The organism is Paraburkholderia bannensis, from assembly GCF_014200455.1.
Classification (GTDB): domain Bacteria; phylum Pseudomonadota; class Gammaproteobacteria; order Burkholderiales; family Burkholderiaceae; genus Paraburkholderia; species Paraburkholderia bannensis_A.
On the sequence record NZ_JACHBW010000001.1, the window covers coordinates 331,982 to 347,931 of the forward strand.

Sequence of the window (15,950 nt, forward strand, 5' to 3'; positions counted from 1 at the left end):
GCCGATGCCTCGCCTGCTCCCCCGGCTTGCAAGCTTGCTGCGCGTGTGGCCGTCCGCCGCGCTCGCACTGCTTGCCTTATGCTGCGTCACGCCGCGCGCCGCGCTCGCGCAAACGTGCTCGTTCACGCTCAGCAATATCGTGGTCGGCAACATCAGTACGATCTCCGGCGTCCCCGCCGATGCCAACGGCACACTCACCGCGAACTGCAGCGGCTATTCGACTTCGACAATCCGGCTGTGCCTGAGCCTTGGCATTCCTTCCGGCGGATTCGATCCACGAACGCTGAAGGGGCCGTCCAGTTCGACGCTCGCCTACAACATCTACAGCGATGCCGCGCACACGACCATCTGGGGCTCGATCAATTCGAGCACCTGGAAGGCGGTCATCGTCGATCTGCCCGTCGTCAGCGGAAGCGCCTCGACCAGCTTGACCTTGTATGCGCGCGTCAACGCAGGGCAGAATGGGTCGCCAGTCGGCACCTATACCCAAACGTTCGCCACCACGGACACGCTGTTGACCTATCTCGGCTATTCGGGTGCGCCGCCCACCTGTACCGGCGCGTCGACGCCTTCGGCGCGGCTTAGCTTCACGGTTACCGCCGCAGTCGCGGCCGATTGCAACATTACGGCGGCGCCGCTGGCCTTTCCAGCCGTCACGGCGCTCAACAGCCAGGTCACGGCCAACACGAGTGTCCAGGTCACCTGCGTCTCGGGCGCTCCGTACACGATCGCACTCGACGCGGGGACCACGCCGGGCGCCACTGTGGCGAACCGGCTGCTGCTGCTCAACGGCGGCTCTACCACCGTTGCCTACGGCCTCTTCAAAGATGCGGCCTGGGGCCAGCCGTGGGGCGACGGCACGAGGGGCACCACCACGAACGCCGGCACGGGTAACGGCAATTCGCAAGCCTTCACGGTCTACGGACGCATCCTGCCTCAGTCCGTGCCCCCGCCCGGCAACTACTCCGACACGATCACGGCGACAGTCAGCTTCTAAACGCCGCTGCGGTCAACAAAAAACCCGTTCGTGCTCACGCAGCGAACGGGCTTTTCTTTTAGCGAATTGCGCCTTTACGCAATGCGCTCTTCCGTCTTCGGATCGAACAGCACGGCCTTCGATACATCGAACAGCAGTTCCATGCTGTTCAGCGGCTGCGGATTCGCGCCCGGGTGCACACGGCTCACCACGCGCTTGCCGTTGACCTGCGCGAACACCAGCGTGTCCGGACCGGTCGGCTCGATCACATCAACCTTCACCGTATGACGTTGCAGTTCGTGGCCGTGACCGTCGTGCGAACTGCGCGCGTCGGTGATGCGTTCCGGGCGCAGGCCCAGCACCACTTCCTGGCCGATATGGCTACGCAGCTTGTTGGCGTCGAAAGGCAGGTTCAGCACGTTGCGCGCCACGCCCGTATCCAGTTCGATGCCCACGCCCGAGCCCTGCTCCACCAGACGGCCGTTGATGAAGTTCATCGGCGGCGCGCCGATGAAGCCCGCCACGAAGAGGTTCGACGGCGAATCGTAGATGTCCTGCGGCGCGCCGAACTGCTGCACGATGCCGTCCTTCATCACCGCGATGCGGTCGCCCAGCGTCATCGCCTCGATCTGGTCGTGCGTCACGTAGACGATGGTCTTGCCCACGCGCTGATGCAGCAGCTTGATTTCCGAACGCATCTCGATGCGCAGCTTGGCGTCGAGGTTCGAGAGCGGTTCGTCGAACAGGAACATGATCGGATCGCGCGCCAGTGCGCGGCCCATCGCGACGCGCTGACGCTGGCCGCCCGACAGCTGGCCCGGCTTGCGGTCGAGCAGATGCTGGATCTGCAGCATGCTGGAGACACGGTCGACGATCTGCGTCTGCTCGGCCTTCGGCACCTTGCGGATGTTCAGGCCGAACGAGATGTTCTCGCGCACCGTCATCGACGGATAGAGCGCGTAGGACTGGAACACCATCGCGATATCGCGATCCTTCGGCGAGAGGTTGTTCACCACCTTGCCGTCCATCATGATCTCGCCCTTGGTCACGGTTTCGAGACCCGCGATCATGTTGAGCAGCGTCGACTTCCCGCAGCCCGAGCCGCCGACCAGAATCAGGAACTGGCCGTCTTCGATGTCGATGTTTACGCCCTTGAGGACGGGCACCCCGTTCGGGTAGGTCTTGTAGACGTCGCGAATGGAAAGGCTTGCCATGCTATGAATCCTTTAATCGAATGCGGGGGTTAGCCCTTCACCGCGCCCGCCGTGAGGCCGCGCACGAAGTAGCGGCCGGCGATCACGTAGACGAGCAGCGTGGGCAGCGCGGCGATGATCGCGCCGGCCATGTCGACGTTGTATTCCTTCACGCCCGTGGAGGTGTTCACGAGATTGTTCAGGGCCACCGTGATCGGCATCGAATCGACGCCCGAAAACACGATACCGAACAGGAAGTCATTCCAGATCTGCGTGAATTGCCAGATCAGGCACACCATGAAAATGGGCAGCGAGATCGGCAGCATGATGCGCGTGAAGATCATGAAGAAACCGGCGCCGTCGATGCGCGCAGCCTTCACGAGTTCAGCCGGCACGCTCACGTAGAAGTTGCGGAAGAACATCGTGGTGAACGCGATACCGTAGACCACGTGCACCACCACCAGACCGCCAATCGTGTTCGACAGGCCGAGAAAGCCTTCGAGACGCGCCATCGGCAGCAGGATCGCCTGGAAGGGGATGAAGCAGCCCACCAGCAGCATCGTGAAGAGCGCATCCGCGCCGCGAAAGCGCCAGTGCGTGAGCACATAACCGTTGAACGCGCCGATGATCGACGAGATCAGCACGGCCGGAATCACCATCTTCACCGAGTTCATGAAGAACGGCTGCATGCCGTCGCAACGCACGCCGGTACAGGCTTCGGCCCATGCCTTCACCCACGGCGCGAAGCTGGGGTGCGCGGGCAGCGTGAGCATGTTGCCCGTGTGGAGTTCGTCGAGCGTCTTGAACGACGTCGAGAGCATCACGTAGAGCGGGAACAGGAAGTACAACGCGAACAGGATCAGCACCGCGTAGATAAAAACGCGGCTCACCTTCATCTTAGGCTGCATTGCGCGTGCTCCTCGATTCCAGGTACATGAGCGGCACGAGCACGGCCACCACCGTCGCGAGCATCATCATCGACGAAGCTGCGCCGACGCCGAGTTGCCCGCGGTTGAACGAAAACGTGTACATGAAAATGGCCGGCAGCGACGACGAGGTCCCCGGGCCGCCTGCGGTGAGCGCGACCACCAGATCGAACGTCTTGATCGTGATGTGGCACAGGATCAGCAGCACCGAGAAGAACACCGGACGCATGCTCGGAATCACGATCTTGCGGTAGATCGTGGGCAGCGTCGCGCCGTCCACCTGGGCGGCCTTGAAGATTTCGCTATCGACGCCGCGCAGGCCCGCGAGGAACAGCGCCATGCAAAAGCCGGTCGACTGCCACGCCGCCGCGACGACGATACAGAAGATCGCCTTGTCCGGATCGTTGAGCCAGCCAAGCTGGAAGCTCGTCCAGCCCCAGTCGTGCAGCACCTGCTGGAGGCCCAGATCGGGATTGAAAATCCACTGCCAGGCCGTACCCGTGACGATGTACGAGAGCGCCATCGGATAGAGGAACACCGCGCGCAGCGCGCCTTCCTGACGAATCTGCTGGTCGAGCAGGATCGCGAGAAACAGGCCGAGAAACACGCAGATGGCGATAAATGGAATGCCGAACCAGCCGAGGTTCTGCGCCGACGTCCACCAGACGTCGTTCGAGAACAGCTCGCTGTAGCGGTCCAAGCCAGCAAAATCGTAGCGCGGCATCAATCGCGAATTGGACAGCGAGATATAGCCGGTAATAGCGATGAAGCCGTAGACGAACACAAGGCTGATCAGAATACTGGGCGAAAGCACCAGCTTCGGAATCCAGCGGTCTGCGAGCGCCGCCATCGGCGACGCGCGGCGCGATTCAGCAGGCGTGGCCGCCTTGCCGTTGCCGCTAAGAGAAGCAGTCACTGCGCAACTCCTGTTACGGTGCGAAAAATCGGGGTGACCTTGCGCACGATGAAGGGGTTCGGGTTGAACCGTCATGCCCGGGATGCGCCGCACGCGGCGTGCGCATCCCGTCTTGCTTCACAAACTCACTGCTTGATTACTTCGTCTTCGCTGCCTTCGCGAGCGCTTCGACCGCGCTCTTCGAGTCTTGCGTCGAGTTCATGAACTTCGTGACGACGTCGGTGATCGCACCGGCCGTGGCATCGGCTTGCGCCATGCCGTGAGCCAGCGACGGAACGTAGCCGCCGGCCTTGATGGCCGTCTGCTCATCCGCGTACGACTGCTTGCCGCAATCGTCGAACTTGCTCATATCGACGCCCAGACGCACCGGGATCGACCCCTTGTACAGGCTGAACTGCTCCTGGAACGCCGGGCTCATGATGGTCTTGGCCAGCGCCAGTTGGCCCGGCGTTGCCGTCTTCTGGCCCTTCTGCTGGAAGAACACGAACGAGTCGACGTTGAATGTGTAACCCTTCGAGGTGCCCGGGACCGGGGCGCAGATGTAGTCCGCACCCGGCTTCTTGTTCGCGTTGTTGAACTCGCCCTTGGCCCAGTCGCCCATGAACTGCATGCCGGCCTTGCCGTTGATGACCATGGCCGTGGCGAGGTTCCAGTCGCGGCCCGTGCGGCCGTTATCCATGTACGACTCGATCTTGCGAACCGTGTCGAACACGCCGACCATCTGCGCCGACGTGAGCGTCTTCTGGTCCAGATCGACGATGGCCTTCTTGTAGAAGTCCGCGCCCTGCGAGAGGACCACGTCTTCCCACAGCGTCAGGTCCTGCCACGGCTGGCCGCCTGCGGCGACCGGCTGGATACCCGCGGCCTTGAGCTTGTCAGCGAGGGCGAAGAATTCCGGCCATGTGGTCGGGGCCTTCGCGCCGACCTTGTCGAGCGCGGCCTTGTTGATCCACAGCCAGTTCACGCGGTGCACCGAGAACGGCGCGGCGACATAGTGACCGTCCGCGTGGATGATCTTGTCGATCTGCGGCGGCAGGTTCGCCTTCCAGTCGCCCGCGACCGGGTCGATCGGCACCAGCACGCCCTGCTCCGCCCATTCCTGAATCAGCGGACCCTTGATCTGGGCTGCCGAAGGCGAGTTACCCGAGATCACCTGGGTCTTCAGTGCGGTCATGGCTGCCGCGCCCGCGCCACCGGCAACGGCGAAATCCTTCCAGGTGTAGCCCTGCTTCTGCATGTCGTCCTTGAGCACGCCGACGGCCTTCGATTCGCCGCCCGACGTCCACCAGTGCAGCACTTCGATCGACTCGGCAGCTTGCGCCGTGGCGACGCCGCCCATCAGACCTGCTGCGCACAGGGCGCCCATGATCGCTCGGAATTTCATTGCTTATCTCCTCCAGACACCTGAACAAAAAAATCGGTTGGCCCCTGATTGCGCCAGGGTGCGGTGTAGTTCAAACAGGCAAAACACTGGACGGACGAAAGTGGCGCCGGAGTACCGCGCGCGCGTGTTGTCTTGGGATGCGCGCGGGCCGCGGGCCGGTTTCCGGCCGCTGGACGCTCAAGAGATGAGTGGTTCGGGATGCAAAGACTGTCTCCTCTTTTGATTTTGTCCGGCCCACGCCCGCCAGGCTTATTCGCTGCCTGTAGATGCGCGGCCAGTCGAGGCGCCGCCTGCATCGTTCATGCGCGCGCGGCTTGCCGTTCCCACATGTGGCTGGCCTCGATCATGCGCCGGGCTCGCCGATGGACAGATTCATTGTCCTTTAACATGGGAGACGTTCCGTCCGACTCGCGAAATGCGCCTGAAGACCGCCGCAAACCCTCGCCGGGCCGCGCTTCCGCACGCTTTTTTCATCGAATCAACGTTACCTCTTGATTTGGATTGTAGTTAAACTACAATTCAGTGTCAAAAAAAATTTTATCGGACTACGGCCGCCTGGCGGACCGCTGCCCGCGCCCCGCTGGCGTGGCCTGAGCGGCCCGGTTCAAGTGCGCTTCTAGCCTGGGTTCGACCCATCTGGACTGTGACGGAGACTATGCAAATCCCTACCGATTCAGGATTCACGTTCGTGCTGTTCGGCGCCACCGGCGACCTGGCGATGCGCAAGATTCTTCCCGCACTGTTCGAAGCGCACCGCTCGGGCATGCTGGCAGAGTCCGGCAAGATCGTGGGCGTGGCGCGCCATGAGAACGACCGCGATCACTATCTCCAGTGGGTCGAGGAACACGTCAAGCCGCACGTCTCGAAAGGCGGTCTGGACGAAGCCGCCTGGGCCAGCTTTCTCGAACGCATCGTCTATGTGAAGCTCGATCTGTCGCGCGCCGAAGACTTCGGCACGTTGCGCGACGGCATCGCCGGGTTGCCTGGCATCCGCGTGTTCTATCTGGCCACCGGCCCGTCGCTGTTCGTGCCGATCTGCCGCGCGCTGGCCGCGGTCGGCCTGAACGCGAATGCGCGCATCGTGCTGGAAAAGCCGCTGGGCTACGACCTGAAATCGTCGAACGCGATCAACGACGCGGTGGGCGAAATCTTTGCCGAAGAGCAGATCTATCGCATCGACCATTACCTCGGTAAAGAGCCGGTGCAGAACCTGCTGGCGCTGCGCTTCGGCAACGCCCTGTTCGAGCCGCTGTGGCGGCGCGAATGGGTCGAGAGCATCCAGATCACGATCGCGGAAGAACTCGGCGTGGAAGCGCGCGGCGACTTCTACGACAACACCGGCGCGCTGCGCGACATGGTGCAGAACCACTTGCTGCAGCTGCTTTCGATCGTGGCGATGGAGCCGCCGCACTCGATGGATTCGGATTCGGTGCGCGACGAAAAGCTGCGCGTGCTGCGCGCGCTCAAGCCCATCGATCCCAACGAAATCAGCAAGGTCGCGGTGCGCGGCCAGTATCACGCGGGCGTGATCCGCGGCACGCCGGTGCCCGCCTACGCCACCGAAAAAGGCGTCAAGCCCGACAGCCGCACCGACACCTTCGTCGCGCTGAAGGTGGAGATCGAAAACTGGCGCTGGGCCGGCGTGCCCTTCTTCCTGCGCACCGGCAAGCGTCTGGCCGACCGCGTCGCGGAAATCGTGGTGAATTTCCGGCCCGTGCCGCATTCGGCGCTCGGTCCCACGGCGCTGCGTCCCGGCGCGAACCGCCTAGTGATCCGCCTGCAGCCGAACGAAAGCATTCGTCTCTATTGCCTCGCCAAGCAGCCCGGCGAAGGCATGAACCTCGCGAGCGTGCATCTGGATCTCGCCTTCGACCAGTTCTTCCGCGAAGGCCAGATGGAGGCGTATCAGCGTCTCTTGCTCGACGTCATCAACGGTCGCCTTGCCCTCTTCGTGCGCCGCGACGAGCAGGAAGCCGCGTGGAAATGGGTCGAGCCGATCCTCAACGACTGGAGCGTGTCCACGCGTGCGCCCAAGCCCTACGCGGCGGGCACATGGGGACCGGCGGCGGCCAGCGCGATGCTGGCGCAGCACGGCACCTGCTGGCTCGAAGAAGAGAATTGATGTGAGTGCATGAGTGCGCGCACGCCGTAATGCACAGATATGCACAGATGAACGACCCCGAACACCTACAAAAAAGCAGCCTGGAGGAGAAGTGATCGAGCTTCACGTATTCGACGACCCGCGCGTCCAATCCGACGCGCTGGCGCGAGCCGTGGGCGACGCGCTACATGCGTCGCTCACCGCTCTTGCAGCCGCGCCCGGCACCGGTGCGCGCCGCGCGACGCTCGCCGTCTCCGGCGGCACGAGCCCGCGTCCGTTTCTCGAAAACCTGTCGACGCATCGCTTCGACTGGACCCACACCGACGTCACGCTGGTCGATGACCGCTGGGTGCCCGAAAGCGATGCGGCCAGCAACGCGCGCCTCGTGCGCGAAACGCTGCTCCAGCACGCAGCCGCCAACGCGCGCTTCCTGCCGCTCGTGGACGTGACGCAGGATCTCGACGCCCACGTCGCCGCGCTCAACGCCGACCCGCAACGCCTCGTGCCGAACGTGGCTGTACTGGGCATGGGCGAGGACGGCCACACCGCCTCGATCTTCGCCGATGCCCCCGAGTGGCATGAGGCCATCACCACCGCGCGCCCGTTCGTGGCCGTGCATCCGCAGGCAGCGCCCCATGCGCGCGTGTCGTGGTCGATGCAGGCCCTGCGCCAGGTCGACCGCCTGTTCCTGCTGATCGCGGGACAGCGCAAGCTCGACGTGCTGCAACAGGCGGCCGCGACAGAACAAAACAACGCCATCTCCAGGCTGGCGAACGACAAGGGAGTGAGACTCGATGTCTACTGGTGCGCCTAACAAATCCGCCTCCGGCGCGGGCCAGCACGCCGACGGACCGAGACTGCTCGCCGATATCGGCGGCACCAACGCGCGCTTCGCGCTGGAAACCGCGCCCGGCGACATTGGCCAGGTGCGCGTGTATCCGTGCGCGCAGTATCCGGGCGTCGCCGAGGTGATCCAGCAGTATCTGAAGGACACGAAGATCGGCCGCGTCAATCATGCGGCGATTGCCATCGCGAATCCGGTCGACGGCGACCAGGTGCGCATGACCAATCACGACTGGACCTTCTCGATCGAAGCCACGCGCCGCGCGCTGGGCTTCGACACCTTGCTGGTGGTGAACGACTTCACCGCACTCGCCATGGCGCTGCCGGGTCTGACCGACGCGCAGCGCGTTCAGGTGGGCGGCGGCCAGCGCCGCCAGAACAGCGTGATCGGCCTGCTCGGGCCGGGCACGGGTCTGGGCGTCTCGGGCCTGATTCCCGCCGACGACCGCTGGATCGCGCTGGGCAGCGAAGGCGGCCACGCCAGCTTCTCGCCGCAGGACGAACGCGAAGATATCGTGCTGCAATATGCACGCAAAAAGTGGCCGCATGTGTCGTTCGAGCGCGTCTGCGCGGGGCCTGGCGTCGAGCTGATCTATCGCGCGCTGGCCGCACGCGACAAGAAGAAAGTCAGCGCCGATATCAGCCCGGCCGAAGTCGTCAAGCGCGCGCACGAAGGCGAGGAACTCGCGCTGGAAACGGTCGAAGTCTTCTGCGGCATTCTTGGCAGCTTCGCTGGCAATATCGCGGTGACGCTCGGCGCGCTGGGCGGCATCTATATCGGCGGCGGCGTGGTCGGGCGTCTGGGCGAGCTGTTCATGCGCTCCTCGTTCCGCCAGCGTTTCGAGGCCAAGGGCCGCTTCGACGTCTATCTCTCCAACGTGCCCACCTATGTGATCACGGCGGAATACCCGGCGTTTCTGGGGGTTTCGGCGATTCTCGCGGAACAACTCTCGAACCGCGCGGGTGGCGGATCGTCGGCGGTGTTCGAGCGCATCCGTCAGATGCGCGACGCGCTCACGCCCGCCGAGCGCCGCGTGGCCGATCTCGCGCTCAATCACCCGCGCTCGATCATCAACGATCCGATCGTCGATATCGCGCGCAAGGCCGACGTGAGCCAGCCGACCGTGATCCGCTTCTGCCGCTCGCTGGGCTGCCAGGGTCTGTCGGACTTCAAGCTCAAGCTCGCCACCGGCCTGACCGGCACGATTCCGGTGAGCCACAGCCAGGTGCATCTGGGCGACACGGCCACCGACTTCGGTGCGAAGGTGCTCGACAACACCGTATCGGCGATCCTGCAGTTGCGCGAACACCTGAACTTCGATCAGGTCGAGCAGGCGATTTCGCTGCTCAACGGCGCACGGCGCATCGAGTTCTACGGTCTGGGCAATTCGCACATCGTCGCCCAGGACGCGCACTACAAGTTCTTCCGCTTCGGCATCCCGACCATCGCTTACGGCGATCTGTACATGCAGGCCGCTTCCGCTGCGCTGCTTGGCAAGGGCGATGTGATCGTGGCGGTGTCGAAGTCGGGCCGTGCGCCGGAACTGCTGCGCGTGCTCGACGTGGCCATGCAGGCGGGCGCGAAGGTGATCGCCATCACGTCGAGCAACACGCCGCTCGCCAGGCGCGCCACCGTGGCGCTGGAGACCGATCACATCGAAATGCGCGAGTCGCAGCTTTCGATGATCTCGCGCATCCTGCATCTGCTGATGATCGACATCCTGGCCGTGGGCGTCGCGATCCGTCGCGCCTCGCCCGATAACGACGTGCGCAGCGCAGTGGCGCAGGCACGCGAACAGGCCGACGACGATACGTCCGCGGTGCTCGACTGGCTGAGCCACGGGGCTTCGTCCTCGCCGCGCGAGTAAAGCGCGAATACGACAATCTGGCTTCGGCATAAAAAACGGGACGCTCAGGCGTCCCGTTTTCATTGGCAGATCGGCGAACGTGCAGCGCTCAGGTGTTTGGCGCTGCAGCCGCCGCGCCTGGCGCGGGATGGCCATGCCATTTCACGACGATGCGACGGCCCAGCCACGTCAGCAGACCGCAAGTGCCGATCGTGCAGCCCATGCCGAACGGCGAGACACCTGGAAACCAGCCCACCACGGCGCTTGCGAACGCGCCCAGGCCCAGTTGCGCCGCGCCGAACACAGCGGCGGCCGCGCCCGCATTCTTCGGATACCGGTACATCAGATCGGTCGCACAGTTCGCACCGAGCAAGCCCACCACGCTCACCACGAAGAACAGGCCAAACACGATCGACCACAAGCCGCCCCACCCCGTCACGCACACGAGCGCAACGAAGAGCGATGCGACGAAGCTCACCGTCGACGCCATCGACACCATCTTCAGCGTGCCGAGCCGCCCGATAAAGCGCGTGTTCAGAAGATTGCCGAGCATGATGCCGAACACGTTCATGCCGAAGAACAGCCCGTAGTGCTGCGGCGAGACGTGGAAGTATTCGATATAGACGAAGGGCGTGGCCGAGATATAGGTGAACATCGCCGCGAACGCCATGCCGCCGCACAGCATATGGCCCCAGACCAGCGGGTCGCGCAAGAGCCGTCCGTAGGCCGCGAATGAGCGCAGCACGGCGGCGCTTTCGCGCTTTTCGGCGGGCCAGGTTTCGGGCACGCGCAGCCACGCCGCCGCGCCGCACGCAAGACCGAACAGCGTGAGCGCGACGAACACGATGCGCCAGCCCCCAAGCAGCAGCAACTGGCCGCCGATCAAGGGCGCGAGCAGCGGGCCGATCGACGTGACGATGGCGACCATCGAGAGCACCTTGGCGGCGTCGGACGGTTCGTGCGCATCGCGCGCAATGGCCCGCGCGAGCACCGAAGCCGCGCCCGCGCCAAGCGCCTGCAGAAAGCGCACGATCGCCAGTTCGCCCACGGACCACGAGAGCCAGCACGCGATGCTCGCAATCGTGAAAAGCGCAATGCCGCCGAGCAGCACGGGACGGCGGCCGTAGGCGTCGGACATCGGGCCGTACAGCAGCATGCCGATCGAAAAACCGGCCATGAAACTGGTGAGCGTCGCTGCGGCGGCCGCCGCCGTCACGCCGAACGACTGGGCGATGGCGGGCAGGCTTGGCAGGTACATGTCGGTGGCGATCGGGCCGCAGGCGGCAAGCGCACCGAGCAACAGGATCAGCCGGCCATCGGGCCGGCGTCGCGGGGAATGGGACATGAGTTCGAAAACTGCGGCTGGAAAATCGGCTGGGAGCGGACCGCGTGCGGGTTGTGCGGGCATGAAGTCCCCGCGCGGCGCGGCGGCCATGAAGCCCATGCATTGTACCCGAGCGCTACATTTGCCTTACGCGGGGGGGGGGACCGGATGGGGCCTGATGGGGCCGGACGGGACCAGTCTGGCCCGCCATGCGCTAAGCTGCGCGCTTTGCCTCGCGGCAAGCAACGCACCACCCGCCTCGATCCCGAATGAGCGCCTATCTGCTGATCTGGAGCCCCAAAAAGTGGCCCTGGCCCGAACTGCCCGACTTCGCGCGCCGCGTGCAGGCGGGCGAAACCGTCACCGACACGTGGGGTTGCGGCTTCGCGCGCGGCATCCTGCCCGGCGACCGCGTGTTCCTGCATCGCCTCGCCGCCGAGCCGCGCGGCCTGTTCGGCTCCGGCTACGTCACGCGCGGGCCCTATGAGGTGCCCGATGCGGCGTACAAGCGCGGCTATCGCCTGTGTATCGACTTCGTCTACGACTGGCTCGTGGACGCGAGCGGCGCAGTTGTGATCGGGCGCGATGCGCTGCGCGCGCATCCTTGGTCGGTGCAGACGTGGGATGCGCAAAGTTCGGGCACCGTCATCAAGCCGATTGCGCTGGGCGCGCTGGAAAAGCGCTGGGCCGAACTGACCGGCAAGCGGCCCATGCCGGCGTTGGCCGTCGCGGCGATGCATGCGGCGGAGGATGCGCGCCTCGCGCAGGCGCAACAAGACGCGAAAGCGGCAAAAGAGACTCCGCGCCTGGCCGCCGCGAGCAAGCGTACGGTCTCGCGCAGCGCCACCTGATCGGCCGGACGCTCGCCGGAGCGGCCGGCGCGCGCCGCGCCGTCCAGTCCGGCCCCCGGCCCCGCCGGCCCGTTCCGCGCGAGTCCGGTACAATTTCAGGCACCACGCCCCTCGCCCACGGCCCGCCATTTCGCGGGTCCGGTGGCAGCCGGGCGCATCATGCGGCACCCTTGCGGCACTCCAGACAGCGCCGACATCCGATACCACTCTCGCAGGTCCAGCACTCATGTCTTCCACTTCCAGCACCCAGGCCACGAACCAGGCCACGCATCAGGCCGCGAACCAGGTCACCAACGAAGCCCTCTTCGAGCGCGCGCAGCGCACCATCCCGGGCGGCGTGAATTCGCCCGTGCGTGCGTTCCGTTCGGTGGGCGGCACGCCGCGCTTCATCGAGCGCGCGCAAGGACCGTACATGTGGGATGCGGAAGGCAAGCGCTACATCGACTACATCGGCTCGTGGGGCCCGATGATCGTCGGCCACGTGCATCCGGAAGTGCTCGAAGCCGTGCAGAAGGTGCTGGCCAACGGCTTCTCGTTCGGCGCGCCGACCGAAGCCGAAATCGAGATCGCCGAGGAAATCTGCAAGATCGTCCCGTCGATGGAACAGGTGCGCATGGTGTCGAGCGGCACCGAAGCGACCATGAGCGCGCTGCGTCTGGCGCGCGGCTACACGAAGCGCGACCGCATTGTGAAGTTCGAAGGCTGCTATCACGGCCACGCCGACAGCCTGCTCGTGAAGGCAGGTTCCGGTCTGCTGACGTTCGGCAACCCCACCTCGGCGGGCGTGCCGGTCGATACCGCGAAGCACACCACGGTGCTCGAATACAACAACGTCGCGGCGCTCGAAGAAGCGTTCAAGGCGTTCGGCGATGAAATCGCAGCGGTCATCATCGAGCCGGTCGCGGGCAATATGAACCTCGTGAAGGCCACGCCGGAGTTCATCCACACGCTGCGCGCGCTCACGCGCAAGCACGGCAGCGTGCTGATTTTCGACGAAGTGATGTGCGGCTTCCGCGTGGGCCTGCGCGGCGCGCAGGCGCTCTACAACGTCGAGGCCGATCTCGTGTGTCTGGGCAAGGTGATCGGCGGCGGCATGCCGGCAGCGGCATTCGGCGGCCGACGCGAAATCATGGATCACCTCGCGCCCAACGGCACGGTCTATCAGGCAGGCACGCTTTCGGGCAACCCGATCGCCGTGGCGGCGGGTCTGAAGACGCTGCAACTGATCCAGGCGCCGGGTTTCTACGAGAACCTCGCCGCGAAGACCGCACGTCTGACGCAAGGTCTCACGCAAGCCGCGCGCGAAGCGGGCGTGCCCTTCGTCGCCGATTCGGTGGGCGCGATGTTCGGCCTCTACTTCGCGGAAAAAGTGCCGGGCAGCTTCGCCGAAGTCACGAAGAGCGACGTCGCGCGTTTCAACCACTTCTTCCATCAGATGCTGGATGCGGGCGTGTACTTCGCGCCGTCGGCGTACGAAGCGGGCTTCGTGTCTAGCATGCATGACGACGCGATCCTCGACGAAACCATCGCCGCCGCGCGCCGCGCTTTCGCTGGGCAATAAGCGCGAAGCGCTTTAGAAAAAGCCGCAGGCGAGGCAAAGGCACACAGGCCTCGCCGGTTCCACCGACCGCCGCCGCGGAGAAAAGCTCGACGATGTTCTCGCAATCCGATTTCGTTCATATGGAGCGCGCGCTCGCCCTCGCGACGCGCGGCCTTTACACGACCGATCCCAACCCGCGCGTCGGCTGCGTGCTGGTCAAGGACGGCGCAGTGATCGGCGAAGGCTTCACCCAGCCCGCCGGTTTCGATCACGCCGAAATCCAGGCGATGAAGGACGCGCGGGCGCGCGGCCACGACCTGCGCGGCGCGACCGCCTACGTGACGCTGGAGCCGTGCAGCCACTTCGGCCGCACGCCGCCGTGCGCGAACGCGCTCATCGAAGCCAAGGTCGCGCGCGTGATCGCCGCGATGGAAGACCCGAACCCGCTGGTGTCCGGGCGCGGCCTGTCGATCCTGCGCGATGCAGGCATCGACGTGCGCTGCGGCCTGCTCGCCAACGAGGCGCGCGAACTCAATATCGGCTTCGTTTCGCGCATGACGAGGAAGCGTCCCTGGGTGCGCATGAAAGTGGCCGCGACGCTCGACGGCCGCACCGGCCTGCCCTCGGGCGAAAGCCAGTGGATCACCGGCGCAGCCGCACGCGCCGATGGCCACGCCTGGCGCGCACGCGCCTCGGCGATCCTCACCGGCATCGGCACGGTGAAGGAAGACGATCCGCGCATGACCGTGCGCGCGATCGATACGCCGCGCCAGCCCAAACGCGTGCTGATCGACAGCCGCCTGGACGCCTCGCCGCTCGCGCAGATTTTCGTGGGCGCGCCCACGCTGGTGTTCTGCGCGTCGCTCGATGCCAGCAATGAAGAACGCGCCGATGCGCTGCGTGCGCGCGGCGCGGAAATCGTCGCGCTCGGCAACGAGCACGGCAAGGTCGATCTGCCCGCGATGCTCGCCGAACTCGCCGCGCGCGGCGTGAACGAGTTGCACGTCGAAGCGGGCTACAAGCTCAACGGCTCGCTGCTGCGCGAAGGCTGTGTGGACGAATTGCTGGTCTATCTCGCGCCCTCGCTGCTCGGCACGCAGTCGCTCGGCATGGCCGATCTGGCCGCACCGGCCACGCTCGACGCACGCACGCGCCTGAACTTCCACTCGGTCGAGCGCGTGGGCGACGACCTGCGCATTCTTGCGCGCCTCGTGCCGCACGACGGCGCGGACAGCGCCGAAGATGGCGCGCCCGGCACGCTGGAGGACGCACGATGAATCTCACGAACGTACTGAACGAATCTATCAAGGACAGCCAGATGTTTACCGGAATCGTCGCGGCCGTGGGCCGCATTGAATCGATCAAGCCGCTGGGCAACGACGCCGACGCGGGCGTGCGCCTCACCGTCCACGCGGGCGGCCTCGACCTCGACGACGTGCAGATGGGCGACAGCATCGCCATCCAGGGCGCGTGCATGACGGCCATTGCGAAGACCGCGACGACCTTCGACGTCGACGTCTCGCGCGAAAGCCTGAACCGCACCGTGGGTCTGGCCGATACCGGCGAGGTGAACCTCGAAAAGGCGCTGCGCGCGCACGACCGCCTGGGCGGCCATATCGTGTCGGGCCACGTCGACGGGTTGGGCACGGTGACGCGTTTCGCACCCGTTGGCGAATCGCACGAGTTGCGCATCCTCGCGCCCGTGGAAATCGGTCGCTATCTGGCCTACAAGGGCTCGGTCACGGTCAATGGCGTGAGCCTGACGGTGAATTCGGTGGACGATCGCGCCGATGGCTGCGAGTTCTCGATCAACCTGATCCCGCATACCGTCGAAGTGACAACGCTCAAGCATCTCGTGGCGGGCGCCAAGGTCAATCTGGAAATCGATCTGATCGCGCGTTACGTGGAGCGGATGCTCTCGGCTGGCGCGAAGCAAACGCCGGCACAGGATTGAACGCAAATTGAGGGCGGATTGAGCGCGGACCGAGCGCCGCATGCGCACCGTTCCCGCGGCGCGCGGTCTGCAAGCGCAAGATCCATAGCGCTGCT

Annotated in this window: 13 protein-coding genes; 8 read left to right on the plus strand and 5 right to left on the minus strand. The window is 65.1% G+C overall.

Annotated elements, in window-relative coordinates:
* The first annotated feature begins 4 nt into the window (after positions 1-4).
* On the plus strand, positions 5-997 hold the full coding sequence (locus F4827_RS01525; RefSeq protein ID WP_183720519.1) for a spore coat protein U domain-containing protein: 993 nt from the start codon (positions 5-7) through the stop codon (positions 995-997).
* 74 nt (positions 998-1,071) lie between these two features.
* Here F4827_RS01525 and F4827_RS01530 read toward each other — a convergent pair whose 3' ends face one another.
* The 4 genes from F4827_RS01530 to F4827_RS01545 all read right to left on the minus strand — a co-directional run bounded on the left by F4827_RS01530 (position 1,072) and on the right by F4827_RS01545 (position 5,395).
* On the minus strand, positions 1,072-2,190 hold the full coding sequence (locus tag F4827_RS01530; RefSeq protein ID WP_183720516.1) for an ABC transporter ATP-binding protein: 1,119 nt from the start codon (positions 2,188-2,190) through the stop codon (positions 1,072-1,074).
* 29 nt (positions 2,191-2,219) lie between these two features.
* Complete coding sequence (locus F4827_RS01535) at positions 2,220-3,077, minus strand: carbohydrate ABC transporter permease (protein WP_183720513.1); 858 nt, start codon at positions 3,075-3,077, stop codon at positions 2,220-2,222.
* Positions 3,067-4,011: a carbohydrate ABC transporter permease gene (locus tag F4827_RS01540; RefSeq protein WP_183720510.1), complete on the minus strand. Its 945-nt coding sequence runs from the start codon at positions 4,009-4,011 to the stop codon at positions 3,067-3,069. The genes F4827_RS01535 and F4827_RS01540 overlap by 11 nt, the downstream gene beginning before the upstream one ends.
* Positions 4,012-4,147: 136 nt before the next feature.
* Entirely contained in the window at positions 4,148-5,395 is a 1,248-nt protein-coding gene (locus tag F4827_RS01545; protein WP_183720507.1) for an ABC transporter substrate-binding protein, read from the minus strand.
* 661 nt (positions 5,396-6,056) lie between these two features.
* Between F4827_RS01545 and zwf the strand changes: the two genes are divergently transcribed.
* From zwf to F4827_RS01560, 3 genes are all read left to right on the plus strand, one after another.
* On the plus strand, positions 6,057-7,517 hold the full coding sequence (gene zwf / locus F4827_RS01550) for a glucose-6-phosphate dehydrogenase (RefSeq protein WP_183721337.1): 1,461 nt from the start codon (positions 6,057-6,059) through the stop codon (positions 7,515-7,517).
* 91 nt (positions 7,518-7,608) lie between these two features.
* Positions 7,609-8,310 (plus strand): 6-phosphogluconolactonase, encoded by a 702-nt coding sequence (pgl, locus tag F4827_RS01555; protein ID WP_183720504.1) that lies wholly within the window; start codon positions 7,609-7,611, stop codon positions 8,308-8,310.
* Positions 8,291-10,207 carry a bifunctional transcriptional regulator/glucokinase gene (locus tag F4827_RS01560; RefSeq protein WP_183720501.1) on the plus strand — a complete coding sequence of 639 codons (1,917 nt, stop codon included), beginning with the start codon at positions 8,291-8,293 and terminating at the stop codon, positions 10,205-10,207. Before pgl ends, F4827_RS01560 begins: the two co-directional genes overlap by 20 nt.
* A gap of 88 nt (positions 10,208-10,295) precedes the next feature.
* Here F4827_RS01560 and F4827_RS01565 read toward each other — a convergent pair whose 3' ends face one another.
* A complete protein-coding gene (locus tag F4827_RS01565; RefSeq protein WP_183720499.1) occupies positions 10,296-11,531 on the minus strand; it encodes a Bcr/CflA family multidrug efflux MFS transporter in 1,236 nt (411 codons plus the stop codon).
* A gap of 248 nt (positions 11,532-11,779) precedes the next feature.
* Between F4827_RS01565 and F4827_RS01570 the strand changes: the two genes are divergently transcribed.
* From F4827_RS01570 to F4827_RS01585, 4 genes are all read left to right on the plus strand, one after another.
* The gene (locus tag F4827_RS01570) at positions 11,780-12,361 is read left to right on the plus strand and encodes a hypothetical protein (protein ID WP_260174841.1); all 582 of its coding nucleotides are present in this window, start codon (positions 11,780-11,782) and stop codon (positions 12,359-12,361) included.
* Positions 12,362-12,587: 226 nt separating this feature from the next.
* On the plus strand, positions 12,588-13,922 hold the full coding sequence (hemL, locus tag F4827_RS01575; RefSeq protein ID WP_183720496.1) for a glutamate-1-semialdehyde 2,1-aminomutase: 1,335 nt from the start codon (positions 12,588-12,590) through the stop codon (positions 13,920-13,922).
* A gap of 92 nt (positions 13,923-14,014) precedes the next feature.
* Positions 14,015-15,178 (plus strand): bifunctional diaminohydroxyphosphoribosylaminopyrimidine deaminase/5-amino-6-(5-phosphoribosylamino)uracil reductase RibD, encoded by a 1,164-nt coding sequence (gene ribD / locus F4827_RS01580; RefSeq protein ID WP_183720493.1) that lies wholly within the window; start codon positions 14,015-14,017, stop codon positions 15,176-15,178.
* A 41-nt stretch (positions 15,179-15,219) separates the two neighbouring features.
* On the plus strand, positions 15,220-15,855 hold the full coding sequence (locus F4827_RS01585) for a riboflavin synthase (protein WP_183721334.1): 636 nt from the start codon (positions 15,220-15,222) through the stop codon (positions 15,853-15,855).
* Positions 15,856-15,950 lie beyond the last annotated feature (95 nt).

What these genes read in the sequence shown, in the direction of transcription:
- F4827_RS01525 (WP_183720519.1), top strand. Translation starts at nt 5, where the DNA reads ATGCCTCGCCTGCTCCCCCGGCTTGCAAGCTTGCTGCGCGTGTGGCCG.
- F4827_RS01530 (WP_183720516.1), bottom strand. Translation starts at nt 2,190, where the DNA reads ATGGCAAGCCTTTCCATTCGCGACGTCTACAAGACCTACCCGAACGGG.
- F4827_RS01535 (WP_183720513.1), bottom strand. Translation starts at nt 3,077, where the DNA reads ATGCAGCCTAAGATGAAGGTGAGCCGCGTTTTTATCTACGCGGTGCTG.
- F4827_RS01545 (WP_183720507.1), bottom strand. Translation starts at nt 5,395, where the DNA reads ATGAAATTCCGAGCGATCATGGGCGCCCTGTGCGCAGCAGGTCTGATG.
- F4827_RS01560 (WP_183720501.1), top strand. Translation starts at nt 8,291, where the DNA reads ATGTCTACTGGTGCGCCTAACAAATCCGCCTCCGGCGCGGGCCAGCAC.
- F4827_RS01565 (WP_183720499.1), bottom strand. Translation starts at nt 11,531, where the DNA reads ATGTCCCATTCCCCGCGACGCCGGCCCGATGGCCGGCTGATCCTGTTG.
- F4827_RS01570 (WP_260174841.1), top strand. Translation starts at nt 11,780, where the DNA reads ATGAGCGCCTATCTGCTGATCTGGAGCCCCAAAAAGTGGCCCTGGCCC.
- hemL (WP_183720496.1), top strand. Translation starts at nt 12,588, where the DNA reads ATGTCTTCCACTTCCAGCACCCAGGCCACGAACCAGGCCACGCATCAG.
- ribD (WP_183720493.1), top strand. Translation starts at nt 14,015, where the DNA reads ATGTTCTCGCAATCCGATTTCGTTCATATGGAGCGCGCGCTCGCCCTC.
- F4827_RS01585 (WP_183721334.1), top strand. Translation starts at nt 15,220, where the DNA reads ATGTTTACCGGAATCGTCGCGGCCGTGGGCCGCATTGAATCGATCAAG.